The organism is Paenarthrobacter sp. TA1.8, from assembly GCF_048595705.1.
Taxonomy (GTDB): Bacteria; Actinomycetota; Actinomycetes; order Actinomycetales; family Micrococcaceae; genus Arthrobacter; species Arthrobacter nitroguajacolicus.
The window spans coordinates 2035789-2060360 of record NZ_CP184287.1; the positions used below are offsets into that span (position 1 = coordinate 2035789).

Genomic DNA, 24572 nt, shown 5'->3' on the forward strand with positions numbered 1-24572 from the left:
TGGCTCGGACCGGACATGGATAGGTGATCCCTTCTCAGGGCTGACTCAGAAGTACGAAGGATGGCTGTCGTGGCCGCTGCAACTGAATCGAACGCTCACCGGCCTGGCGGGACGGACGACGTCGGCCTCCCGCCGAGCGTTCGAATGTCATCTGAAGAGCGCATCGCGAGCCTGACCGAAGGGCTCCATGCTGCCCTTGAGCAAGCTATTGAGTCGCCGGCTCGATGGCAGGTGTTGCTCGATGCCTCAGCCACCTTGTGGCGTTATTCAGGGGGCAACGTCGCCCTGCTGATGGCGCAGATGGCGCAGCGTGGTGCCGAGGAACCGACACTCGTTGCCGGCTACAAAGAGTGGGCGCGGCATGGGCGGACCGTGTTGCGGGGCGAGCATGCGCTCTGGGTGATCGCGCCGCGGACTGCTTCCATGCAGGAGCTGAAAATGGCGGATGGTGCGCGGAAACTGTTGCCGGTAGCCCAGGCAACGCCGGCCGATGCGGTCAGCCTTGGTAAGAGGAACGTCGTTACCGGGTGGCGGGGTCAGGCAGTCTTTGACGTTACCCAAACCGAGGGAACGCCGATCCTGGTGCCGCGCGGGGGCGTTGAAACCGGCGAAAACCTGGACGACCTGTGGCGTTCCCTGTGTGATGTCGCGAAGGAACGCAGCTTCCGGGTGGAGGTCTCCGGTGTCCAATACGGCTACACGAGCGGCTACACAGACTTCGATGCTCGTCGAATCCAAGTTGGCCTTTGGATGAGCACCGAAGAGCAGGTGGCCGTTCTTGCTCACGAACTTGGTCACGTGCTGTTACACGGTCCGGACGACAGCGTTGGCCGGCTCTACGGCAGCAGTGCGAATCATCGCGGCTTGGCCGAAGTGGAAGCCGAATCGGTTGCCTATACCGTCCTGAGGGCTCACGGCATTGATCGTGGGCCACAGTCGGCCACTTACTTGGCTGGCTGGGCTGACGCGGTCATTAGAACCGAGAAGGCACTGCACGAGGGGCATGCTCCGACGTCGCGCGTAGATATCGCTAAGTCTGTGCTGGGGCGGGTGACGGCGGCGACTAAAGGCATACTCGCTGTCTCGGATCCGCCTGGGTATGGAGGGAAGTTTGCCGCAGTCAATACGTCGCGGGACTTAAAGGCCTCATCAACATACGCCGGCGTGCCTGGGCCGAGCAGCTCTTTGAACGGCCCGGAGTTGAAGGGCCCCTAGGCAACGCAGTTGTCCGACGGGAGAGACCTGTCGGCTAAGGAAGGTAAACCAATGAATACCAAGATCCCTATCACCATCGCCGGGAACCTTGTTGCGGATCCTGAGCTCACCATCGGAGAGTCCGGGACCCCGCACGCCAAACTCCGGGTCGCTGTGAACCAACGTATTCAGAACCCGGACGGCACGTGGCGGGACGGTGAGCCGGTCTTCCACAACGTCTCGGCCTTTCGGATGCTGGCGGAGAACGCAGCTACCTCACTCAAGAAGGGGGATCCTGTGACCGTCTCGGGTGACCTTGAGTTCCGTGCCTACGACAAGGACGGCGAGCGCCGAGAGGCTCGACGAATCCTGGCGGACACCATCGGCCCGGATCTTCGGTTCGGAACTGCCTCGTATCAGCGCTCAGCCCGGGCGGTTGCCGAGCCAGAGGCGGCTGTTGAGGCAACCGGTCCGCAGGCCACGACCGCGTCGGGTTGGCCCGTCTACAACGTGACGACCAAAAGCCCGGTGGTGACGTCCCCTTTAGGCGGGGTGCCGGGGAGTGAGATGTCTGCCTGATTATGTTCGCTGCAGCGGTTCACAGCCCACGTCTCAGCTTTGCGACGTGGGCTGCACTCTGCATTAACGGCTGCGCCGCATTCGAATATATGTTCTAATCTGGATTATATGAGACCGAAGCAAGACTCCGCAGCGTTCGCCCGCATGATGGCCCATACAGATGCCGAGAACAACCACCCCCAGCCCGACGACGGCAAGATCATGGAGCTGGACGTCAGCAAGCAGCCGTTTGTCCGCGTCAGTGAGGTTTATGGACGTGCCATCAAATACACGAGGTCCTATGGGCTGGTGGAGTGGGTGGATGACGAGCGGGCCTATCACGTTCAGTGGTTTCCGGCAGGGCAGATAAAGAGAGTTGATCAGGAGTCATGGCGGGGACGGCCGCTATAGCCCTGCTGATGGAGAAGGCCAACGCACCCGCGTTGGCCTTCTCTGTTTGTCCCTTGTTTAGTCGCCCGCTACTGCCACTCCCGGCTGGTTAGACCATGGGAGCCCAAGCTAAGACGTGATCGCCTGCAATGCGGTAGGTCGCTGGCCAGGGTAGGCCTGGACGTACTTGGGATGGGTCAGGGGAGATAAGGAGCACGGAGCCGGGCCAGATGTGCTCTGGCAGTGCTTCTATCCAGGCAGGCTGAACAAAGTCGAAGCGATTCCAGCGAATAGTAATCCAGGCTCCCGTGGGTTGCGGTGCATCGATGCTGAGGACTGTGATCTCAGCGGTGGTGCCACCACTGTTCTTTAGCTTCTCGAGTCGCATCCATTGCGCGTTAGTTTCAGCCCGCCAAATCTGTAGGCCGCGGACGCGCCGAGCCCAGAGAAGGAGGATCGGGATACCGCCGGCCGCGATGATCAGCAGCATCCAGCCCGCGGCAGTCGACAAAGCCGCAGCCAGTGCCATGAAAATGATGGCCAGCGCCAGTGCCACTGCGCTCACGACTATCAGCGCAGGTGTTGCTACCTTGGGCTTGAGAACTGGGTTCATCTGCATATGTGCCTCTGAATCCAGTTTAAAGCTGCCAGCCCGCGTTGGTAAGGCTGAATTGCGGTTCCGGTGAGTTCATTGCGGAATTTAGTTCCGCTGAGGTGCGGTCAGCGGTCCGGATCGCGTGCTGGAGGACGTCCCATTGCGGGCGTTGTTCCCACTCGTGATCAGCAGGACCCGGTCCTAGAGCGAGTGGCGAGTCTTTGATGCCCCAGCGGTCCCGGTAAACGGCTACCTCACGCAGCAAGTCCGCGGACTCGAATGGGGCGGCTTTAGGACCGAGTTCAGCAAGCAACTGCGTTGTCCACGGAGGTTCGTCGAGCAGGGCTGTCCGTGCGACAAGCTCAGTTCGGCTCAGGATCCTCCGGCGCACCTGAGCCAGCATGAAACGAAGGTCTTCCCGGGCCACGACGAGTTTCTCGGTGAGAGCGTCCGTGGGCGTGCCCGGCATCCCGGAACAGAACCTGCGCAGACGTGCGTGGGCTACGGCGGCGGGATCCCGTGCAGTGCTGTCTGAGTTCAAAGCATCGGCCAAGACACGGAGTGCCCCCGCGCGGCTGATGTTGGTGGAACGCCGCCAGGCCGCAACAGCAGCTCCCCAAGCCGCGGAGTTCTCCAATCCGCTCGATCGGTCGGGTGAGAGACTCTCCACAGCCTGGGCCAGATCGATGCCTGCTGCTATTTGAGCAAGGTAGTCGTACTCTCGAGTCAGCCTCTCGAGGCTATCCGCGCTGGCGCGTTCCAGGTCGCGGACTTCATGGGCTGATTTCTCCGCTCCTTCAGCATCCAGGACTTCGCCCAGTATCATCCGCCAGCTTGATCGCGCGCCGGGGTCCAGGACTTCGTCTTCATCGGGATCGTTCTCGCTAACGAAGGCCATATTGGAAAGTCGTCCGCGAGTCATGCTGACGTATAAGAGCTCGCGCGTAAGACGACCAGGAGTGACTACTGTGTGCGCGGTATCTACAGTGATGCCCTGGGAGCGGTGGGCGGTGGTTGCATACCCCAATTCAACCGACGACTGCGCATAGCGGCCCGGCAACTCCACAACAGCTCGAGTGTCTTTCCTGACGGCGCGCAGTGAGCCGTGGCGTCTATCAACCTCCAGCACTTCGAGCAACGTTCCGTTCCGAACGAAGGAGCCTTGCTCGTCACGAATGGTTCTTTCGTTGCGCCGCGCAATAACGATGTCGCCCCGACCGGCCCTCGCCCCGTCCCTGAGGACCAGGGTTTGCTCAGCGTCAACAACGCCCAAGATGACCCGGTCAGCCTGAGCGCGTTCGTTGAGCATCCCGACGGTTTCGTTGTCGGGTGCGATCAATACGGATACCTGACCGGAAAGAACATCTGAGTGCCAAGCCGCGTAGGCGCGCTCGACCATGTCCAGATAACTTCCGTGCCTAATACGTCCATGCTGTTCGTACTCCGAGAGGACAGAAGCATCGCCTGCCCGTAGACCGAGGGAAGCCCACCGTTCCCACAAGTGCTTGAAGCGCCAAATCGAGCTCAGCCTGGCAGCCTTTCCTTGCCGGTCGAGCCAGCCCAGAACGCCGCCAGCGTCAATGGAATCAAGCTGGGCGTGATCGCCAACCAATAGGACTTTTGCCCCGCAGTCCTTGGCTTGGCGTACTACTGCCGCGAGTTGGTAAGTCGAGACCATAGACGCTTCATCGACAACAACGAGCTGAGTCTGTCGAAACGTCCACTGGGTCTGCTCGGCCACCAGCCGCGTGATCCTCTGTTCGAGCATTGACGCAGCCGCGGCGCCAGCGCCCTTCATTGCCCCGAGCCGTGACTCCGCATCGAGGAACGCCGTAGCCCTGAGGGCCGCTCCGCCACCAACCGATTCATAGAGCCACTTGGAGACGTTCTCGGTATCCATGGCGAGCTCCGAACCAAGTACGTCGGCGCTCGCAGCAGCCGGCGCCAGTCCGACGACGCTGCCCACACCGAATTGGGCCTCCCATGCGGTCTTGATCGCCCCGAGGGTCGTGGTCTTCCCTGTCCCGGCCGGCCCCACTATGGCGTCTAAGCGATGTGAGCTAAGAAGCACCTCCGCCGCAACCGCCCTCTGGTCCTCGTGCAACTCAAAGGTGCCGTCTTTTCCGTACGAGGCGAGTGAGGCCATGGCGACATCTGCGCTAACCGCCGGCCCGCCGTCGTCGTTCCTTGCAATAATGACTTCATCCTCAAAGGCGAGCGTCGCCTCATCCGTGTATAGGCGCGACCCATGAAAGTCGAAAACGCTGCGACCAGCAAAGCGCAGATCGTCGCTCGGTTCGGCAGGGAGGCCGTAACGGTACTCATTGAGCGGCACGGACTGTAGCTCTGCCGCCGCGGCAACGGCGTCGACCATCGCGTTGCGGTCTGCTGGCGAGGCGCAACGGATCTCAGCGCAAACGCGCTCGCCTTCTGCTATCAGGTTCCAGCGATTCCAAGTGGATCGCTTTGCGGCCACCCGTTGGCGCGTCAAAAGTCCGACGGCGGCAATCCAGTCAGTGCCTAAGTCACCGATGTGGAAGGGCCGGGTGTGGGATCGCCGAATGGTGGAGGCAACGACGCTCTCGGGCGTGAATCCTTTGTTCCTTGAGCGGTCCCGCCAATTGGCGGAAAGCTCGCGCAGGGGAGAGGGTGTGGCTACTTTTGCGGTCCTTGTCGAGAGAGTGGCTTGCTGGCGAAGCTTCACGATAGTTGTGGCTGATGGTGGGACGCCGTGTTCAGCCACCCACTCGCGCACCAACCGATCCGTTTCTACGTCAATGAGCCTTGACCGATTGCTGAACTCGCGGATGAGAACGTCATCGATGCCAGTCAGCTGCTGGCTCGGGTTGTGGGTGTTTTGAGCAGGGGAGCGGATGTCCGTTTCGGTGCCAAGGTTCAACCGGAGGGCATCGAAGAGCAGGCCGTTGTAATGCTCGCTTGTAGCGACGACGGCCTTGTATAGGCTCCTGGAGTCGAGGGTGACCCACGCATTGTCCGTGATGCGCTGTACGCGGTTGGCGATTACGACGTGAGTGTGGAGCTGGGGGTCGCCGGCTCTGGATTCCCAATGGTCGAAGGCCGCCGCGATGACACCGCGGGTGCCGATGTGAGCAGCGCCGTTTCGACCTGCTCGCGTATTGATGACCAAGTCCTCGAGCCAGGTCAGGGTTGCCTCGATGGCTTCGTGGTGGGTTTCCAGGATTTGTTCCTGGAGGTGGCGCGGGCTGAGGGCCCAGAGAGCGGAGACCGATTTGGGGACGCTGAAAGTGAGGTCGAAACCGGCGACGGCGTGTTTGCTGTTGGATTGTCCTTGGCTCTGCTGCGCAACTGTGGCTTCGCCGTAGGCGCGGCCGAGTGGCGCTGCCGTGTCCGGTTGCTGGGCGCTTTGGAAGATGGACCGTGCGTCGGACTCGGTGACGACGTCACCTTTTGTTCGGTGTACGCCGTGGAGTCCGCGCCCGATCCATCGGCCCTGCGGTGTTCCCGTCGCCAAGTAGTAGCTGATGGTATCCGGGGGAGTGGGCATGGCGTCGTCCAGCATTGTGGACTTGAAGAGGTACTTCAGACCGGACTGAACGGACAGCCTGGCGATGGACATGGTCATAGCCGCGGTGCGCCGGCTCTCGACTTGCCTGGGAGCCACCCACGACGGCGGAGGATGCCCACCGTTATGGGGTCGAGTGCGATTCCTTTTGCTTTGGAGACTTGAACGAGGGCCGCGGCTACGTGGGCGAGATCCCGGATGTTCGTTCGCTGGGCTCGTTTTAGGCGAAGGACTTCGTTGCTAAGGAGGCTATTTCGAGATTCCTGTTCCTCGTAGATCGCGTGGAGGCGTTCGAGTTCAGAGGACTGGGATCTTAGCTCTGTGGTGAGGCGGTCTGAGCGGAGACGACAGCTTTGATCGCTCGGAGCTGATGATTCGTCGGAGGTCTTTCTGTTCACAGCCTTTCATGGGTCAGGCGAGCCTTCTCAGCATGACTGTCCGGAGGGTTTGGCCTTGGATGCCAGAGGTGTGAGACCACGAATGGCTTGCAGGCGCAGGAGCCGAGTGTAGGTGGTAGGCGGTGACGTTTAACCCAAGGCTGAGCGGGGGTGGTGTCTGGTTCTGCGGCGGGCGAGGCTGGAGGCGCCGTCAGCTTTGGGTCTAGACCTTCGATCGAGCACGTCAGTTATTGGACTTCGGACCCCAAACCTGACGTCATATGTGGAGCCCTTAGCCTGTCCGCCGTGATTCTCGCCCCGGTGCCCGTGGCACGCGTCGGAGCTGCTTTTGGATTTAGAGTATGACTAGAAGCCGAAGCAACAGAGGAATCAATTGCGTATATCAACTGTGGACCGTCGCGAGCAGCTCATCGAAGCCGCCATCACGGTAATCAAACGTGATGGAGTCCAAAGTGCGAGCCTACGGACGATTGCCAGCGAAGCGAACGCTTCTCTGGCTGCCGTTCATGTTTGCTTCACCGACAAGGACGAGCTTATGCAGGCCGCTGCCGCGGAGCTGCTGCAGCAACTTGTCCGGGCCATACCTCAGGTGATTGACGGCCCGGATCATCCTAAAGACATTGCTCATCTGATCCTAGACTCCTTTTGGGCTCAAATGGTTTCCGATGAGACGTATGTGATAGCCCAATTTGAACTCGGTATGTGGTCGAAGCGGAACCCCGGTCATAGTGGACTATCGCGTACCGTTTACAGCGAATACGAGACTGAGATCGCGCGTCTGCTTACGATTTCGTTGGATCGAATGGATCTGAAACCGGGCATTCCTATAGGAGATCTTGCACGCGGACTTGTCGTTATTATGGACGGCTGTAGTCTGCAGTATTTTGCAGACCCCGGAAACCCGAACCACAAGGCACTCTGCGACTTAATGGTGGATGCATACTTGGATAAAGCGGGTCTGTAGGCCATGCGGCATGTTGATGTCGCCATCGGTAAGTCGTGAAGTGGCCTGTTTGAGCTGAAAACTATCAACCAGCTCGCTTCGGGCGGAGCCGAGGTAGGACGCGGACAGTCAGAGCTATAGGCTCCCCCGATCGGCTTCGTAACCCTCTGTAGCTCGAGTCTCACTTGCGGCGCACTTCTTCCGTGGTATTCCCTGCCGACCGCGATAACCTCGCCGCCCGTTGGGCGGACGTCCGGCCAATTCCTAGCGGCACAAGTCATTGTCGCGGCACGTTCACGGGCGGAGCGGACCTTTATCGGTTGCTGCCGAGCATGGCGCGAGCGAACCTATTTCATCGGTGTAAGCAGGGGACTGCCCCGGCTTTTGTTGACTCGGGGTCTTAGGCCGCTATGAGCGCGGTCCGGTTGATTGTTTCATATTCGATGGGCGTCAGTTTTCCCAGCCGTCTTTGCCGACGCCGGCGGTGGTAGGTTCTCTCGATCCATGTCGTGATCGCCAGCCGGAGGTCCTGCCTGGTGAGCCACCGCTGACGGTCCAGGACGTTCTTTTGCAGCAGCGAGAAGAACGATTCCATCGCGGCATTATCCGCACAGGCACCGACCCTGCCCATCGACCCTGTCAGCCCGTGGCGCCGGAGTGATTCGACAAACCGGCGAGACCGAAACTGGGACCCCCGATCCGAATGCACCACTGTCCCTGCAGGTTTGCGTGCCCGCACCGCATTCTCCAATGCTGCCACGGCCAGCGAGGACTTCATCCGCGAGTCCATCGAATACCCAACGATCCTCCCGGAATAGACGTCCTTCACAGCACAGAGATAGAGCTTGCCCTCGGCCGTGGGATGTTCGGTGATGTCCGTCAGCCACAGCTCGTTCGGAGCCGCAGCGGTGAAGTCCCTCTCCACCAGGTCGTCATGAACCGGCGGCCCGGGTCTGCGGTTCAGGCCACGCTTCTTCGAGAACACCGACCAGATACCGTGGTCCCTGCACAAGCGCTGGACCCTGTTCTCACCCGCTGTGATGCCCTTCTCCGGAAGTTCGTCGGCGATAAAACGGTAACCGAATGCCGGGTCGTCGGTATGGATATCCAAGGCAGCGTTGACCAAGTGCGCATCTACCCAGTCCCGTTCCGTTACCGGGCTGGCCCTCCACCGGTAATAGCCTTGCTTGCTGAATCCCAACACCCTGCAGGTCACCGCTACGGGAACACCGTCGGCGGCAAGATCCGTGACCAGCGGGTAGATCATTTTGGGTTGATGTCCCTGGCCAAATAGGCAGCAGCGCGGCGCAGAATCTCGTTCTCCTGCTCCAGCAGGCGGTTGCGCTTCTTCAGCTCCCGCATCTCGGCAGAATCATCGCCTGCCGGGCCGGCTCCGGAATCCTTACGCTCAGCTATGGCAATCCAACGCTTCAGCGTCGTGACCGACAGTCCGAAATCCTTGGCAATCTGCGCCAGCGGCGCTTCGCCCTTACGGGCCACATCAATAACATCCTGGCGGAACTCCGCCCCATAAGCCGTGGGCATGGTCAACATCCTTCCACGAGGCACAAGCTCGCTAGGTCAAGGAGTCAACAAAACCGGGGGCAGTCCCCAGTAAGGGCGGCCAGCGCGCTCCTGAACGCCGGAAGACTCTAGGTCTGGGTCGATCATAACCAACCTGCGTGCTGAGCCAGTAAGAACTGCAGCCTGGTGGCAAGATCGCCGCCGCTGACGAGACAGGGGCTGTGGCGGCCGCTCCACTGCCGCACGGAGCTTCTTGCTGGGAGCCTTTCATCCACATGACAAAAGGGGCTACTTCAAAAAAACAACCTGCATCTCGCGAATGAGCCATTGACATGGACACTTGTCCATGTATCAATAGATGAGCGTGTCTCGGCGATGAGACTGCGCCTTCCCCCGCAAGATGAAGGATTCGAACTTGGCATCATCCACAAGAACTCCACTCAATATTCGCGGTGACGTTCTTTACCCTGAAGACAGCGGATACGGTGCGCTCGTAAGTATCTGGGATGGTCGTCATCTGCAACGTCCGTCGGTGCTCGCACGGTGCACGAGCGAGGAGGACGTCAGAGAATCCATACGATATGCACGGGATAACAACCTAGAAATCTCGGTTCGATCCGGCGGCCACAATCCAAATGGCTACGCGACCAATGACGGCGGCATCGTCCTGGATCTCAGACTGATCAATGGCATCCACATCGATACGGACGCGCGTCGCGCTCGGATCGGCGGCGGCGTGATCGCCGGCGATTTAGTCAAAGAGGCAGCCAAGTTCGATTTGGCGGCTGTCACCGGCATGCATCCAAAAGTCGGGTTCTGCGGACTTGCGCTCAATGGCGGTGTAGGCTTCCTCACTCCCAAGTACGGCCTCGCCAGCGACAACATCCTGGGAGCAACTCTGGTAACCGCAACTGGCGACGTTATACATTGCTCCGATGATGAACGGCCGGATTTGTTCTGGGCAATCAGGGGTGCAGGCCCCAACTTCGGCGTCGTCACCGAGATCGAGATCGCGCTCCATGAGCTACCGAAGAAGATGCTTGCCGGGTTCATGACATGGGAGCCAACGGTTGATGAGTTCGCCGGGCTCCTGACATCCCTGCTCGATACGCTCAACGCAATGGCGGACCATCTCTACCCCAGCGTTTTCGTCGGCGTGGACGAAAACCGGGCGCCATCCATTACAGTCTGCGTGGGGCACCTCGGAAAGCTCGACACCGCTGAACGGGATATCGCGCGGCTTCGCGGTCTGGGTCGACCGGTATCCGACTCGATCACCGTCCGCTCATATGACGAAGTAGTCGCTCTCAACGCCGAGGTAGGTAGTTTTGAGGACGGTATGTCCAATCTATGGATCGACCGTGAGATCGCCGTGCCAAACGGCCGTTTCGCCGAAGCGATTGCAGCCAATCTCGACAAGTTCACGAGCGAACCGTCAAGCGGGGCCTCCGTCAAGCTGGAAATCGAGGGAATACCCTTCGGAAACCCGAAGGGGACGCCCGCCCGACACCGCGATGCTATGGGCGTGCTGGCCCTGGCGGAATGGAACGGCGCGAGCCACGGGAGTGAGAAGTACCCGAATAAGGCACGGGAGCTGGACGCAGCATTACTCAACGCAGGCGTAACGACATCCACATTCGGCCTGCTAAACAACAACTCGGAAGTCACACCAGAGATGGTCGCCGAAGTCTTTAACCCGGACGTCTATCGTCGCCTTGCCGCCGTCAAACGTGAATACGACCCTGAAAACTCCTTCCAACGGAATTACAACATCGATCCCGCTGGACCATAAGTCACTCGCCCACCAAAAATTCAGCAGACTCCCGTTCTTTCTCGAATGGGATGACAGTCCACTTACCCAGCGCACTGCTGAAAGTGACTTGCAAGACCCGGCGCCGAATGGTTACAGGTGCCAGGATCTCAAAGCTTGATAGCTCGATTCGGTGAGCACGCACGAAGTACATGCAGCAGGAGCACCCCAAAAATCCCGGTTTTCTGGGTTCTCCTCGAGATGCTTTCCGACAAGTTCAAAGTTCCAGAAAACGGCCAAAAGTGCCTCATCAGAGTTGAAAGGCGTAACTGCATTGAACATCTCTTCTCCTGAAAGCCCACAGCCAGTAGTTGGTTCCGGAGATGGCACGGCGGGGGATATCGCCAGTGCCAATCTACAGCTAGGGCATCTGAGCGGGCGCCAGGTCATGGGCCTTTCCATAGCTTCCTTTGTTCCGGCCGTTGGGCTGGCTCAGGTGCCGGCCTACCTCGCCGCTTACTCCGGGCGGTCATCCTGGCTGGCCATGGCAGCATCGGTAGTGGCATTCACCATCGTCGGCTTGTTCGTCACAGTGTTCGCCCGACGTTTCATCGGAACCGGATCGCTTTATTCCTACATTCGCCACGTTTTCGGGCCGTGGAGCCCGCTCGTCATCGCAGCGGCCATGATCCCGGGCTACATCGTTGCGATCATGTCACTGATCGTGGGAGTAGGGGTGTTCTTCGGAAGCTTCCTGGTCTCCGTCGGGTTACCGAACGCAGCAGGCCCGGAAATTCAACTTACTATTTACGCATTGGCGGCGCTGATAGCGATGGCCATCTCATACCGAGGAATCGACCTGTCGGTCCGGTCCAGCGTCATCCTCACCATAGTGTCGCTACCCATTATGCTGATCATCACCATCGCCACCGCATTCAGCGGAAACGTCGATCTGGCAGGACAACTCAGCCTCAACGACTTCACCTTTGACAGCTTCCTTCAGGGTCTTGCGATCGGGTCCGCGTTTTACATCGGATTTGAGGGCAGCGCAGCTCTTGGCGCCGAAACGCGAGACCCGAAGCGGAACATTCCTCGCGCCATCATGGTCATCCCTGTCGGCATAGGCCTCTTCTACTTGGCTGGCGCGGTGATCCAGGTGCCGACTCTCGTTGATGCTGCTGACAAACTTGCCCTGGGCATGTCCCCGAACTCGGTCCTCGCCGAAGCAGCCGGCGTCGGATTCTTGTCAAATGTCAGCGACCTCGTTCTAGCCGTAGCTCTCTTCGCGAGTCTCATCGGATTCTTCAACTACGGATCCCGAGTAGTTGTCAGCGCGGCCTCTGACGGCCTCCTACCATCAGCTCTGACTAAGGTCAGCACACGGTACAACAGTCCGATTGCTGCCATCGTCTGCATCGGAATTCCCTCCCTGATCGGACCCGCCCTGCTGGTCTGGCTCACCCCGGCCTCACCTCTGGAGATCAATGGCTACATTGCAACGCTGCTGGTGTACTTCTGGGTGATCCCTTACTTCCTCATCTGCATCGGCGGCGCAGTTCTCTTGAGCCGAACCCACGCCAAAAGGTCCCTCATCGTAAATCTCGGAGCAGTGCTAGCCTCCGCTACAGTCCTATGGCTCTACGTGAATGGCATCTTCAACCCCGGACCAGCACCCCTGAACGCCCTCCCCTATGTCATGATCGGCACAGTCGCCATATTCCTCATTAGCTTCACGGCCTCCATACGCTCAAAGAAATCTAAGCCACTATCAATCGAAGGCTGACACGGCGAACACAAATGCGTGCTCTCCGGAAGGCGGGCCTGGATCACTCAGTCTCCCTTTCGGAGAGCATCTCGTTTTCACGCGTCGTTCAGAGGGAGTGCCTGGTTCGAATCGCATGTGCGCGCATACCAAGGGAGGACGGGCTGTAGCCGCCTTTTTCGAATGCGTGGGGAGCAGAGCGGCGCGTCTGTACGGTCACGCCTTGCCCCACCGTGGACAGTCAGATCACAGGGTGTAGCTATACCACCCGGCGCCTGATTTGCGACCCAATTTTCCTGCCCTGACGAGGGCTGCAACAGACTCGTCAGGGCAGTCGGCCGGGTCGCCGGTCGCGGCGTACGTGGCTTGGGCGATGTGCTCTACAACGTCCAGCCCCACGAGGTCCATCAGTTCAAACGGACCCATTGGATGGCGCAGGGCCATCTTTGCCGTAGCGTCGATGTCTGTCATGCTTGCCACGCCTCCGGCCAGCAGCGCAAGTGCTTCCTTTTGAAGGGCGCCCATGAGTCGGTTGGCAACGAAGCCTGGAACCTCCCGGTTAATCAGTACCGGCGTCTTGCCTAGGCGCTGGGCTAGTTCGAGGGTGGTATCCACGGTTGCCTGTGACGTGCCGGCGTGCCGGACCACTTCCACGCATTCCATGACCAGTACGGGGTTGAAGAAGTGCATATTGCACACTTGGTCGGGCCGGCCGCTGGCCTGAGCTACCGCCGAGGAGCCGATTGTCGAGGAATTGGTGGCCAGGATGGCATGGGGTGGGGTGAGCTGGCCGAGCCGGGCAAAGATGGCCTTCTTGATTTCCAGCTGTTCGGTGGCAGCCTCAATGACAAAATCGGCATAAGGCGCCACGGCTTCCAGGTCGGCGCTGAATTCGAGCCGTTCATGGGCGCGCTCGGCCTGCTCCCTAGCCAGCTTGTCGGACTTCACCAGTTTATTGGTGCGTTCATATAGTTGGGCCGCGGCGTCGTCCAGGCGGTGCGCCGAGACGTCGTGAACTGCTGTGGTGTAGCCGGCTAAGGCAGCGGTCAGCGCGATCTGTGAGCCCATGGCCCCGGCGCCGATAACGAGGATGCGGGTGATGGTGGTGGGTTGCATGATTTTTCCGGTTCGGTGGAAGATGACGTTCGGGGCTGAGCGCCGGGAGGGCGTGAGACCCTAGGCGCTGTCACCCCGGAGGCTAGAGCTGTGGCTGCCCTGGAGGTAGACAGTGGTGGTGTGCGTGTAGAACTCTTTGGCGCTCTGCCCCTGTTCCTTGGGCCCGTAGCCGCTCTTTTTGGCCCCGCCGAACGGCACGTGCGGATCGGCGCCGGCCGATTCGGAGTTTACGTGCAGGATTCCGACGTCTAGCTCGTCCATTCCCTTTAGCGCGATGGTGACATCCTGGGTGAAGAGTGCTGCAGAGAGCCCGAAATCGCTGTCATTCGCCAGATCGAACGCGGCCTGAGTCGAGGCCGCCCTGCGAACGCTGAGCACGGGGCCAAACAACTCATCGCGCCAGATGTCAGCGGGGGCTGTCCCCTTTAGTTCCAAGATCGTAGGGGCCACGAAGTGACCGGCGACCCGTGCAGTGTCTTCATAAGGGAGCCCGCCTATTAGCAGGTCAGCCCCTTGGTCCAACGCGGTGGTGATGCCGCGCTGGATGGACTCCCGGGCGGCGCCGCTGATCACCGGCCCCATTTGGGTGGACGGATCTGCGGGGTCGCCCACCAGCAGGGATCGGGCCGTGGCGGCCAGTCCGGCGAGGAATTCATCGGCCACGGCATCTGCCACAATCAGCCGGGACGTCGCCGTGCACTTCTGCCCCGAGGAGCGGAAGGCACCCAAGATGACCTGTTCGGTGGCCAGTTTGAGGTCCGCGTCGGCCAAAACGATGGCAGCGTTCTTTCCACCCATCTCTGCCTGGATCGGGACGCCGTTGCCAGCCGCGGCGGCAGCCAGGGTGCGACCTACGCCGGTGGATCCGGTGAAGGACAGCCCGTCCAGCGCCGGATGTTCCACCAACGCGGTCCCGATGGAGCCCGGTCCAATCAGTAGATTCAGCACACCGTCGGGCAACCCCGCCTGTTCCAGCGCCTGGGTCAGCCGCATGGCCAGCAGTGGAACTGTGCTCGCCGGCTTCCAGACGACCGCGTTGCCATAGGTCAGCGCGGGGGCGATCTTCCATGCCGGGATGGCGATGGGGAAGTTGAACGGCGTCACGACTCCCACTACTCCCAGCGGCTTGCGGGTGACGAAGATTTTTTCGCCCCGCCGTGGGGACGCGTACACCGAACCGGCCTCGCGGTCGCCGTCGTTGCCGTAATAACGGAATATCTGCGCTGCGCGCAGCACCTCGCCCCGGCCCTCGGCCAGCGTCTTTCCCTCCTCCCGGGCCAGTTCCAGCCCCCAGAGCTGCGCGTTCTCTTCCAAGATCACTGCCGCGCGCAGCAGTACCGCGCCGCGTTCATGGGCAGGAGTGCGGGCCCAGCCATGCTTGGCGGCGGCGGCACTTGCCATGGCGCGTTCGACGTCGGCCGGTCCGGCGTGCAGGCCGTGCGCCACCGTTTCGGCCGGCCGTGCGGGATTGACGGAGGTTAAGATGCCGCCGCCGCCCTGAACCCAGGTGCCCGAGATGTAATGCTGCAGTTCGACTGCTGTACTCATTGCAATGTTCCTTGCTGGACGCGGCTTAGCGGAAGGCCGGGATGCCTGTGATGTGATTGCCGAGGATCAGCGTGTGAACCTCATCGGTGCCCTCGTAGGTACGCACCGATTCCAAGTTGTTGGCATGGCGGAGCGGCGAATAGTCCAGGGTGATGCCGTTGCCACCCAACATGGCGCGGGCGTCGCGGCAGATTTGGATGGCCTCGCGGCAGTTGTTGAGCTTACCGACGGAGATGTGGTGCGGCTTGAGCTGGCCGGCCTCCTTGAGACGGCCAATCTGCAACGCCAAGAGCATGCCCTTGTTGATTTCCAGGGCCATGTCGACTAGCTTTTCCTGGGTCAGCTGGTAGCCAGCCAGCGGCTTGTCGAACTGCAGGCGCTCCCGTGAATAGCTGACGACCGTCTCGTAGCTGTCCCGCGCTGCGCCCATGGCTCCCCAGATGATGCCGTAGCGGGCTTCATTGAGGCACTCGAACGGGCCGCGGAGCCCCTTGGCATTTGGCAGTACCGACGTGGACGCGAGGCGCACCTCTCTAAGCTCAATGTCGCACTGGATGGAGGCCCGCATGGAGAGTTTGGGGCCAATCGGGGTGGCCTCGAAGCCGGGGGTGTCGGTGGGCACGATGAAGCCCCGGACGCCGTCGTCGGTCATGGCCCAAATGATGGCGATCTGGGCGATGGACGCCAGCCCTATCCAGCGCTTGGAGCCGTTGATGACCCAGCTGTCGCCGTCGCGACGGGCGAAGGTCTTCATGCTGCCCGGATCGGAGCCGGCTGTGGGTTCGGTCAGGCCGAAGCACCCTACGACGTCACCGGCGGCCATTTGGGGCAGCCACTGGTTTTTTTGCTCCTCGGAGCCGTGCTTGTAGATCGCGCTCATAGCCAGTGAGCCTTGGACGCTGACGAAGGTGCGCAGGCCTGAGTCGCCCGCTTCAAGTTCCATGGCCGCGATGCCGTATTCCACGGCGGAGCGGCCGGGGCAGCCGTAACCCTTCAAATGCATGCCCAGCAAGCCCAGCTCAGCCATGTCCTTGATGATCTCCGCCGGGAAGACCGCCTGCTCATACCAAGTGGCTATATTGGGTCGGATGGCACTGTCGACAAACGACCGTACCTTGTCCCGCAGGGCAAGTTCTTCCGAACTGAAAAGGGAGTCGACGTTCAGCAGATCAGAGGTTTCGTTCATGGTGTTCTCCAAGGGTCTTCTCGGTGGGGCTTAGACAACTGCCAGCGCTGATGCGCTGGCAGTGTCCGATTGGCCTTCATTGGCCGCCAGGATAGCCTCGCGCAGCACATCGAGGCCGTCGCGTAGCAACTCTGGGCCGATGACCAGGGGCGGCAGTAGCCGGATCACGTTGCCGTAGGTCCCGCAGACCAGGACGAGGACACCTTGCCGGTGGCATGAGGCGGCCACCTGGGCAGCAAGGTCGGCACGTGGTTCCAGGGTCGTCTTGTCCGCGAACTCGACGGCGAGCATAGCGCCCCGCCCGCGGAACTCTGCAATGATCGCAGTGCTGTGCACCAGAGGCTGAAGAACCTCGCGGGCCGTGGCCTCGATGGCCAGGGCGTTCTTCAGAAGCGTGCCGTCTTCGAAGGTCTCGAATACGCCCATGGCGGCGGCGCAGGCCACCGGGTTTCCGGCGTACGTGCCGCCGAGTCCGCCGGCATGCGGCGCGTTCATGAGCTCCGCCCGTCCGGTGACGGCGCTCAGGGGCAGGCCGCCGGCGAGGGCTTTGGCGGTCAGGGTGAGGTCGCCGGCGACGCCCTCGTGCTCGCTGGCAAAGAGCTTGCCGGTCCGTCCCATGCCGGTCTGGATTTCGTCCATTACAAGGACGATGCCGTATTTGGTGGCCAGTTCCCGCAGTCCGCCCAGGAAGCCGGGGGCAGGGACCAGGAAGCCGCCCTCGCCTTGTATGGGTTCGATGACCATGGCGGCGAACGTCTCGGGATCGTTGGCCTTCAGCAGTGCCTCGACTTCGGCCAATGCTGTGGCGGCCGTGGCTTCCTCGCCTGCTCTGGCCCACAGCCGGGTGGCTGTGGGAGCGCGGAAGACCTCGTCCGGGAACGGGCCGAAGTTTTTCTTGTAGGGGTTGACTTTGGCCGTCATTGCCATTGTGAGGAGGGATCGGCCGTGGTAGGCGTCGTCGAATACCAGAACCCGTTTCCGACCCGTGGCGGCACGGGCAATTTTGACGGCATTTTCCACGGCTTCGGCTCCGGTGGAAAAGAGCGCGGTGCGCTTCTCAAAGTCTCCCGGGATATGCGCGTTCAACCACGCGGCCACCTGGGTGAAAGAATCGTACTCGGTCACCATGAAGCAGGTGTGGGTAAACCTAGCCATCTGGGCGGCCACCTGCGCTTGGACCCGGGCGTTCACAGCGCCCACACTGGTCACAGCTATGCCGGAGGCGAAGTCAATGATGCGGTTGCCGTCAACATCTTCCAGGATGCCGCCGGACGCGCGGTTGATGAAGACGGGCATAGCTACGCCGAATCCCGACGTGACATGCGCTTCACGTTTACAGTGCAGCGCAGCGGACGCCGGGCCGGGAATGGCCGTGGCTATGTGGCGGGTCTGGGGCAGGCTATCTGTGGAACTCGTCATAAAAATAACGTAGTGAACCCTTCCCCGCCTGGCATTAGATGGTCTGTCTAAGAATGAGAATAAATTAGCTAGAATGTCCAAAGGATTTTGCGTCTCCCTGGAAAGGACCACTGTGTGATAAGTCTGGCCCAGCTGCACACGAAATTGGGCAGGGATCTACGTCCCGCCTCGGGAGGGCACGTGGCCCGGCGGCAAATTTCGGGCGTGCACATCTCCGAGCTCGAGGACCCCACACCGTATTTGGAGGGCGGGGAGCTCCTTCTCACCACCGGCATGCCTGTCTCCGGGGGAGAGGCCAAGGTGCACGCCTATGTCAGACGCCTCGTGGAGCGCGGCATCGCCGCCTTGGGCCTTGGTCTGGGTGCCGGCGTGGATGAAGTGCCGCCCGCTTTGATCTCTGCTTGCGCGTCGGCGGGGCTCGAGCTGCTGGTTGTGCCTGAGGGCACGCCGTTCATGAACGTGTCCCGGGCCTATTGGGACTTGGTAGGCCGGGAGGGCCAGACGGACCTGACCGCCAGCCTCGGCACGCAGACTGCCTTGGCCCGGGCGGCGACGCAGCCGGATGCCCTCCCTTCCGTCGTCAAGGCCTTGGCCCAGGCGCTAGGCGGCTGGGTGGCCTATCTTCCGGCGGACAACGCCGTGGAAACCCTGTGGCCCGCAGACAACCACACGATAGTGGAGCAGCTGCGCAGAGAAACGTCGCGGCTTGATATGGCGGTGACACACTCCGCCTCGACCTTTCAGATTCATGGCACCGACGTCGTCGAATATCCGGTGCTGGTGGGCCGGCGAACGGTCGGGTTCTTGGCCATTGGTGCCGGGCGCAAACTGACGCGGGCCGACCGGCAGGTCATTATGACCGTCTGCGTCCTGCTCTCGCTCAAGGCCGCCCAGCAGCAGGAGAGCGACGCCACCGCTGCCGCGCTCGGCTCGGCCGTTACAAAGCTTTTTCTCACCGGCCATGTTGACGCTGGCAGGGCCCTGGCCCCGGATTTCGGCATCATGGTACCCGCCGGAGCGGTGCGTGTCCTGGTGGTGCGAGGCGGGACCGACGCAGCCGAGGATTACGGCGAACTGGAGTCGCGGCTGCGTGCCGCGAGAGGCTGGCCGCAGGCTGCAGGTGCCCTGCGTTCCTGCCGACTGCGCCATAAGGCCAACGGCGTTGGTTTCTACCTGCTGGACGCGGAGCACGACGCCGGGGGCATTCCGGATAGCGCGGTGGGCGCCTCTCCGCGGGATCCCCGCGCCACTGCTGGCAATATCGTCGTCACGGCAGTGCTGAGCAGGCCAATGCCGCTGGCGCGTGTGCACGATGAGGTTGGGCAGCTGGCCGTCATGGTGCGTGCGCTGAATGACGGGCAGATTGTCGACGTCCCGGAAGGGGCCCTTGACCCGCGAACTCAAGGCTGGGTGGAGGCGCTGCGCGGCTATCAGCGGGCGGATCTGATCGGCAGCGTACGTGCCTATCTGCGCCATCGGGGCCAATGGGAGGGCGCCGCCCGGGAGTTGGGGATCCACCGGAATTCGCTGCGCCACCGGATGGGAATAGCCACGGAACTGCTGCAGGCAGATCCGGACGACCCCGATGTGGCGGCGAACCTGTGGCTAGCGATGCGCTGGGTGTAAACCCGGTCTCGCTCAGTGCTTCGTCGGCTTTTTGTCAGCGCCCTTCCATTGGGAAGCGTGTCCATCGTCGGCGCCGTCGGCCAGCCAGGCACGGACGGCGCCGCTATGCTCGCCCAAAGAGGGCGGAGCGGCCGCAGGCGCCGGAATGGCGGGGATCCACGTGATGGGATGGCGGATCTGCCGCCCGACCGGGTCGCCGGCGACATCGCAGACCTCGATTGTCGGTTCAAGACCCAGGGACTCAGCGTACTCAAGGCCTTCCTCAATGCTTGCCACATGGCCGGCGGGAACGCCCGCGTCGATGAGCTTGTCCTGCCAGATGAGGGCAGATGACGAGGACAGGGCGTCCTCCAAGAGGGGTACCAATTTCGTGCGGTGTTCCACTCGGGCGTTGTTGGTGGCAAAACGGGGGTCTTGGGCAAGCCCAGCAATGCCCAGGACCTGGGTCAGTTTGGCGAACTGCCCGTCGTTGCCGCAGGCCACCGCCAGCGGCGCGTCCGCACACTGAAGCAATTGGTAGGGCACGATCGACGGATGGGCGTTTCCCATGCGCTGCGGCACGGTACCCGAACCCAGAAAGGCTTGGCCCTGGTTGGCCAGAGCGCCTTGCAGGCTGGAGAGAAGGTTAAGCTCCAGATGGGCGCCGAGCCCCGAGGTGGCTCGGGCTGCGAGGGCGGCAAGGACGCCAATCGTGGTGTCTTTGGCTGTCAGCACGTCGACCAATGCGACGCCGGCCTTGGTGGGCCCTCCATGCTCCTCGCCGGTAATGCTCATCAGGCCGCCCATGGCTTGGACGATGAAGTCATAGCCCATCAGTGTGGCTCCACCGGCGCTGCCAAAGCCTGAGATAGAGGCATAGATCAGTCCGGGGTTGCCTTCGAATAGCTCAGCGTAGCCCAGGCCCAGTTTGTCCATACCGCCGGGCTTGAAGTTTTCCACCAGGACATCAGCACGCAGGGCGAGCTCCCTCGCCAGCTGCCGGTCACCGGGCTCGGACAAATCCAGGCATACGGATTCTTTGTTGCGGTTAGCGCTGTCAAAGTAAGTGGCCCCGGTGGGGGAGAACGGTGGTCCCCAGCTGCGGGTGTCATCACCGTTGCCGGGGCGCTCAACCTTGATCACCCGTGCGCCCAAATCGGCCAACGTCATGGTGGCCAGAGGACCGGCCAGGACTCGGGAGAAATCGGCGACGAGCAGACCGGCTAACGGTCCCGCGGGCGTAGTTCTCTGCACCTGGGCGGCATTCCCGTCGGTGGAGGCGGGCATCGGAGTCATGGGCGTCCCTTCGTGGATTGCCCGCGGCGGCATCGGCTTGCCGAGGGGATCTGGATCAAGGATTCGAAGCCTAGCAATGCATGTCCGCTCAACCATTGGACAAACCGTCCCTGCCGTAGCCGCTATGCACAACCACTGATGCCAGGTCTTGGCACACTGCAACCTCGTCTGATTGCCCAAGGCGAAAGTGGCGTGATGGAGACGGGAGTCCCGATTAGAGCCTGCCCAGACTCAACCAGACATTGGCGGTGCCGTGAGCCTGGAGCTAGCCGTGAAGACAGGGACTTCCGCAGAGGGGGTCTGGATGCCAAGGCGCCGGTGGCGACGAGGGGGATAAAGAGGGGATTCAACCGGCAAACAATTCAATTAACTTACGGGATAGAGCGCCGCTGCCTTCCGCGAGCAATCGTTCTCCGGGTCAAGAAACACACGAAACCGGGGGAAATACGGAGTGCCGGGGCGCTACTCCCGTTGACAAGGCGCTCATAACCTAAGAATCTATCTAGACGTGCTTGGTGGAAGCCGATCCTTCTAGGAGGTCCTATGATGACCGTTGTCAGTACCATGCAGCTCCAGTCAAGCTCAGAGAGTGAGTGGGATCAGCTAATCCGAGAACGCTTCAGCTCAGCCCACGATAGGGAGGGCTGGATGTCGGGCCAGCTGCTTTCACCTGCTGACGCCCCCAACGTTCGGGTCATCGTGGGGACATGGAGGAATCAGCGTGACTGGGAGGCTTGGCACGAGGATCCCGCCTTTCTCTCCACACGCGCAAGGCTCGATGAACTACAGCAGGTAGACCATCAGACTGTTTGGTACAACGTCATCGAGGAAGCGCAGGCTAACGACGACTAGTAGGTGTAGGTGGTCGTGGCACAGAGGCCGGTGGATCGTTGTCCTAATGATCCTCGTCAGACACGGTAAAGGCGACTCTCGAAACTTCACGTGTAGGCGCGTGCGACATCTCGCCGACCCGTTCCGTCGATAGGGTCTTACCGCCGCCTGCGCACTCCAGGCTGCTTGCGCCGGGCGATGCTTTTCCACTGCTGGTAACAACCAAGCGATCGATTGTTCGCAGCGAAGGCAAACATCACTGAGGAGCAGGTTGCTGGCCCGGGTAAAGTGTCCTTCGGGAAAGTTGGCTTCCGCTGACGAAATCCGCGGCCCAGACCGGCGAGTTACGGCCCTGGACGAGTGAGAGGAAGTCATCGACCTTTCAGGCCAGTTAGTCTCCACAGTCTGCGGTGCTGGGTCGTAAGCCGGTTAAGGGCGATTAGGCGCACGGCCATAGTTCAGTGACATCATGAGGTCCAGAGCGTCAGACTTAGCCTCGGCCCGGTCTCAAGCAGCCGGTACTCTAAGGAGCGACCCATATGGCTTTCCAGCTATCGTGGTTGCGGGTGAACTGACACCTCTGGTGAGGGTATGACGAGAGGTCAAGCCAATCGAAGCGCCCGACCGTGACATCGACAAGGCCGAAATGTTCGTAAAGCTCCCCAGAGCCAGGGGAGTGTGCTTGGATCCCCATCGTCGGCGTATCTTGCGGCTGCGGTAGCTCGGCGCCCGGTGAGATGCTGGAGTTAAAGAGGTGGTGGGTGTGGGCCCGTAAGTTATCCCAGAATTCCTTGCGCCGCATTTCGTCTGCGTTGATCAGCGCGCTGCCCTCTATGCGCAACTGCACTGATTTGTCAGCATCGTATGCACTGAGCGCAACCAGGGCTTGTTCGCTTATCTCCTTAGCTTTTGGGGACCGAAGATCGGTGATAAATGAGAGCTTTCCATCCTCAACCTGGCGGACGACCACGCCTCGGACTTTTGGCGCTCCGGCTCCGTCGACTGTGGCGAGTTGCAGGATTGTGAACGGTGTACGCGCTTTTGTTGCCTCGAGCAGCAAATGATTTAATTTCTGAAATACCCCATCAAGGCTGATATCTGGCACGATCTCCCCTTTGGAACCCCGCGGAACGATTTTGTCTAGATTAGTTGCTGTCGACTATCTGTTCCTCGGGACGTGTGTATTGGATGGTTATATGCAGCGCGAACAGCACCGCGCGGTCCCAATTTGCGGCCCGGCTAACGGCCCGGTCAACGCCCATCGTCTGATGGGCCGATCTTGCCAATTGCTAGCTGACCTGTCTTCGACGAGTACCTATGGGGAGGTAAGAATGGACTCTACAGTGCGTTCGGCCGTTTCGAGGGCACCCTCTATGTATCCCGGGAAGGCCAACGAAACATCGGAGCCGACAAAGTGGACTCTCCCGAAGGGTTGCCCGAGTTCCTTATGAACCCGGCTGAACTGCCCGACTCGTGGAGAAACCCAAGGACCCTCGAAGAGCGGATCTCCTAACCAGTCGTGGTAGTCCACGCCGAGGACGTCAGCTTCCGGCAAATAGTGGTGTACGGCGTCTTCAACAGCCTTGGCGTCCGTCGGATCGAATGAGCTGGAGTCAGTGAAGGCTACCAGAAGACGTTCATTTTCGGCGACTGCACAATAGTCGTAAAGCGTTGGGAGGACACCATCCCCGATGCACGCAACCCCTGGCTGGGTCCCACGGACATGAACGATCAGCTTCAGCCCTCGACAACCATGTCCTTCCTCAACAACTGGGCGGCGACTTTCTGGAAGCGGCGGCGAAAAAGTGATCTTCTTCCAGGTGTTCATGGGCGTTGCGACAACTACCGAATGTGCATCAAAAGTTTCGCCGCTCTGGACAGTCACCCGTGTCGTGGAGGTTGATTGATCTATGTCTGTGACGACTGATCCCAACTTGAGATGGGGGACATCTCTGCTGATTGCACCCACAAGCTCGCCTGATCCATTGGTAAACACTTCATCGATAGAAAGAACGACGCCCAGCAAGCTGTAGTGATGAGCAGCGACAAACTGCAGTGCCCACAAGGCACTGGACTCATGAGCTGGTTGACCCATCATGTTCCACGCCCACGAGAGTAGGAATTGCTTGGAGACTGGCGGAAGATTCAAGGCGTCTACGTAGTCTATGAGCGGGATGTCAAGGTCATCGAGCCCCTGGTTTTCCAGGCCTTTGACTAAATCAATCCGATGCGCATCCTTGAGCATCGTGTAAATGGCTGCTTCGACCGCGACGGCCTCCGAACCAGGGACTGGAAACGCGCGGTTTAAGGCGGTGGCCCCCAGTTGGTGCCTGAAAAGTGTGAAGTCGGCAGCTGGAGTTGTCGGAACTGCATACCTATCCAGCTCAGCAGCGAGACGTGGGTGATGCTCTCGGTGCAGGTACGCCCCTCCCATTTCGACCTGCAGGTGGTCGGCCGCCGCGGATTCTCTGGAGTACGCGCGACCACCGATCCGGGTCCCACCTTCCAGGAGCAGCACCGTCTGCCCTGCACCTGCGAGGTCTCGAGCTGTCTTCAATCCGCCGAGTCCTGCTCCAACCACAATTGTGTCGTATGACATGACATTTCCTTTCAAGATTGTCGCCCACGACTTTTTTGCTCGCGAACGTGAAAGGGCCCGTGGTGGCCCACTCGTGCTCCGCCGCGATAATGGGAAGACTTCCCAGATCGGGCGCTCGTCCACCGACATCCATTAGTCTGGGCGGGGGTATGGACTAGAAATACAGCTCAATACAGAGAACGTTCTTCACGGAGCTCGAAAAAACAGTTCCAGCCAGCGGCCGAGGGACCACTCTGGTAAGTAGTTCGAGGTTCACTGCCTCGAGTGCATTCATCTTCCCCGTTACCCCCGGCTTTCGGCCCGTCATGGAAGGA

18 protein-coding genes are annotated in these 24572 nt (G+C 60.8%); 8 read left to right on the plus strand and 10 right to left on the minus strand.

All coding sequences use genetic code 11. The features are described from left to right. The first annotated feature begins 69 nt into the window (after positions 1–69). The 3 genes from ACNAOT_RS09490 (at position 70) to ACNAOT_RS09500 (ending at position 2163) form a co-directional block, all read left to right on the plus strand. The gene (locus ACNAOT_RS09490) at positions 70–1215 is read left to right on the plus strand and encodes an ArdC-like ssDNA-binding domain-containing protein (RefSeq protein WP_420180843.1); all 1146 of its coding nucleotides are present in this window, start codon (positions 70–72) and stop codon (positions 1213–1215) included. Positions 1216–1266: 51 nt separating this feature from the next. Further along, complete coding sequence (locus tag ACNAOT_RS09495; RefSeq protein ID WP_420180844.1) at positions 1267–1773, plus strand: single-stranded DNA-binding protein; 507 nt, start codon at positions 1267–1269, stop codon at positions 1771–1773. Between the two features lie 108 nt (positions 1774–1881). Continuing rightward, positions 1882–2163: a hypothetical protein gene (locus ACNAOT_RS09500; protein WP_420180845.1), complete on the plus strand. Its 282-nt coding sequence runs from the start codon at positions 1882–1884 to the stop codon at positions 2161–2163. Positions 2164–2251: 88 nt separating this feature from the next. Here ACNAOT_RS09500 and ACNAOT_RS09505 read toward each other — a convergent pair whose 3' ends face one another. Together ACNAOT_RS09505 and mobF are read right to left on the minus strand one after the other, a co-directional pair. After that, a complete protein-coding gene (locus ACNAOT_RS09505; protein WP_420180846.1) occupies positions 2252–2755 on the minus strand; it encodes a hypothetical protein in 504 nt (167 codons plus the stop codon). A gap of 25 nt (positions 2756–2780) precedes the next feature. After that, the gene (mobF, locus tag ACNAOT_RS09510) at positions 2781–6335 is read right to left on the minus strand and encodes a MobF family relaxase (protein ID WP_420180847.1); all 3555 of its coding nucleotides are present in this window, start codon (positions 6333–6335) and stop codon (positions 2781–2783) included. A gap of 717 nt (positions 6336–7052) precedes the next feature. On the opposite strand from mobF, the gene ACNAOT_RS09515 reads away from it, so the two are divergent. After that, a complete protein-coding gene (locus tag ACNAOT_RS09515) occupies positions 7053–7643 on the plus strand; it encodes a TetR/AcrR family transcriptional regulator (protein ID WP_420180848.1) in 591 nt (196 codons plus the stop codon). Positions 7644–8022: 379 nt separating this feature from the next. On the opposite strand, the gene ACNAOT_RS09520 is transcribed toward ACNAOT_RS09515, so the two are convergent. Beyond that, positions 8023–9167 (minus strand): IS3 family transposase gene (locus tag ACNAOT_RS09520; protein WP_420180849.1). Its coding sequence is split into 2 segments (ribosomal slippage): positions 8023–8891 and positions 8891–9167, totalling 1146 coding nucleotides; the frame shifts between segments, so codons are not numbered across the junction. Between the two features lie 394 nt (positions 9168–9561). Here ACNAOT_RS09520 and ACNAOT_RS09525 point away from each other — a divergent pair. Both ACNAOT_RS09525 and ACNAOT_RS09530 read left to right on the plus strand, forming a co-directional pair. Beyond that, a complete protein-coding gene (locus ACNAOT_RS09525; protein WP_420180850.1) occupies positions 9562–10938 on the plus strand; it encodes an FAD-binding oxidoreductase in 1377 nt (458 codons plus the stop codon). Positions 10939–11230: 292 nt separating this feature from the next. After that, the gene (locus ACNAOT_RS09530) at positions 11231–12679 is read left to right on the plus strand and encodes an APC family permease (protein ID WP_420180851.1); all 1449 of its coding nucleotides are present in this window, start codon (positions 11231–11233) and stop codon (positions 12677–12679) included. A 225-nt stretch (positions 12680–12904) separates the two neighbouring features. Here the strand turns inward: ACNAOT_RS09530 and ACNAOT_RS09535 are convergent, their stop codons facing one another. The 4 genes from ACNAOT_RS09535 to ACNAOT_RS09550 are packed head-to-tail and all read right to left on the minus strand — an operon-like array spanning position 12905 to position 17927. Then, a complete protein-coding gene (locus tag ACNAOT_RS09535) occupies positions 12905–13774 on the minus strand; it encodes a 3-hydroxyacyl-CoA dehydrogenase family protein (protein ID WP_420180852.1) in 870 nt (289 codons plus the stop codon). Between the two features lie 60 nt (positions 13775–13834). Beyond that, entirely contained in the window at positions 13835–15322 is a 1488-nt protein-coding gene (locus ACNAOT_RS09540; RefSeq protein WP_420180853.1) for an aldehyde dehydrogenase family protein, read from the minus strand. 25 nt (positions 15323–15347) lie between these two features. Then, complete coding sequence (locus tag ACNAOT_RS09545; protein WP_420180854.1) at positions 15348–16508, minus strand: acyl-CoA dehydrogenase family protein; 1161 nt, start codon at positions 16506–16508, stop codon at positions 15348–15350. Positions 16509–16538: 30 nt separating this feature from the next. Further along, a complete protein-coding gene (locus ACNAOT_RS09550) occupies positions 16539–17927 on the minus strand; it encodes an aminotransferase class III-fold pyridoxal phosphate-dependent enzyme (RefSeq protein ID WP_420180855.1) in 1389 nt (462 codons plus the stop codon). Between the two features lie 114 nt (positions 17928–18041). On the opposite strand from ACNAOT_RS09550, the gene ACNAOT_RS09555 reads away from it, so the two are divergent. Beyond that, entirely contained in the window at positions 18042–19553 is a 1512-nt protein-coding gene (locus ACNAOT_RS09555; protein ID WP_420180856.1) for a PucR family transcriptional regulator, read from the plus strand. Between the two features lie 12 nt (positions 19554–19565). Here the strand turns inward: ACNAOT_RS09555 and ACNAOT_RS09560 are convergent, their stop codons facing one another. Then, positions 19566–20819: a CaiB/BaiF CoA transferase family protein gene (locus ACNAOT_RS09560; protein ID WP_420181145.1), complete on the minus strand. Its 1254-nt coding sequence runs from the start codon at positions 20817–20819 to the stop codon at positions 19566–19568. 573 nt (positions 20820–21392) lie between these two features. On the opposite strand from ACNAOT_RS09560, the gene ACNAOT_RS09565 reads away from it, so the two are divergent. Then, positions 21393–21680, plus strand: coding sequence for an antibiotic biosynthesis monooxygenase family protein (locus ACNAOT_RS09565; protein ID WP_420181146.1), 288 nt, complete (start codon positions 21393–21395; stop codon positions 21678–21680). 502 nt (positions 21681–22182) lie between these two features. On the opposite strand, the gene ACNAOT_RS09570 is transcribed toward ACNAOT_RS09565, so the two are convergent. Next, positions 22183–22764 carry a pyridoxamine 5'-phosphate oxidase family protein gene (locus tag ACNAOT_RS09570; RefSeq protein ID WP_420180857.1) on the minus strand — a complete coding sequence of 194 codons (582 nt, stop codon included), beginning with the start codon at positions 22762–22764 and terminating at the stop codon, positions 22183–22185. 210 nt (positions 22765–22974) lie between these two features. Beyond that, positions 22975–24258, minus strand: coding sequence for a flavin monoamine oxidase family protein (locus ACNAOT_RS09575; RefSeq protein WP_420180858.1), 1284 nt, complete (start codon positions 24256–24258; stop codon positions 22975–22977). Positions 24259–24572: the final 314 nt, after the last annotated feature.

Excerpts from the sequence above, each read along its gene's own strand:
- ACNAOT_RS09575 (WP_420180858.1), bottom strand. The coding sequence starts at position 24,258 with ATGTCATACGACACAATTGTGGTTGGAGCAGGACTCGGCGGATTGAAG.
- ACNAOT_RS09500 (WP_420180845.1), top strand. The coding sequence starts at position 1,882 with ATGAGACCGAAGCAAGACTCCGCAGCGTTCGCCCGCATGATGGCCCAT.
- ACNAOT_RS09535 (WP_420180852.1), bottom strand. The coding sequence starts at position 13,774 with ATGCAACCCACCACCATCACCCGCATCCTCGTTATCGGCGCCGGGGCC.
- ACNAOT_RS09550 (WP_420180855.1), bottom strand. The coding sequence starts at position 17,927 with ATGACGAGTTCCACAGATAGCCTGCCCCAGACCCGCCACATAGCCACG.
- ACNAOT_RS09505 (WP_420180846.1), bottom strand. The coding sequence starts at position 2,755 with ATGAACCCAGTTCTCAAGCCCAAGGTAGCAACACCTGCGCTGATAGTC.
- ACNAOT_RS09560 (WP_420181145.1), bottom strand. The coding sequence starts at position 20,819 with ATGCCCGCCTCCACCGACGGGAATGCCGCCCAGGTGCAGAGAACTACG.
- ACNAOT_RS09545 (WP_420180854.1), bottom strand. The coding sequence starts at position 16,508 with ATGAACGAAACCTCTGATCTGCTGAACGTCGACTCCCTTTTCAGTTCG.
- mobF (WP_420180847.1), bottom strand. The coding sequence starts at position 6,335 with ATGTCCATCGCCAGGCTGTCCGTTCAGTCCGGTCTGAAGTACCTCTTC.
- ACNAOT_RS09565 (WP_420181146.1), top strand. The coding sequence starts at position 21,393 with ATGCAGCTCCAGTCAAGCTCAGAGAGTGAGTGGGATCAGCTAATCCGA.
- ACNAOT_RS09540 (WP_420180853.1), bottom strand. The coding sequence starts at position 15,322 with ATGAGTACAGCAGTCGAACTGCAGCATTACATCTCGGGCACCTGGGTT.
- ACNAOT_RS09495 (WP_420180844.1), top strand. The coding sequence starts at position 1,267 with ATGAATACCAAGATCCCTATCACCATCGCCGGGAACCTTGTTGCGGAT.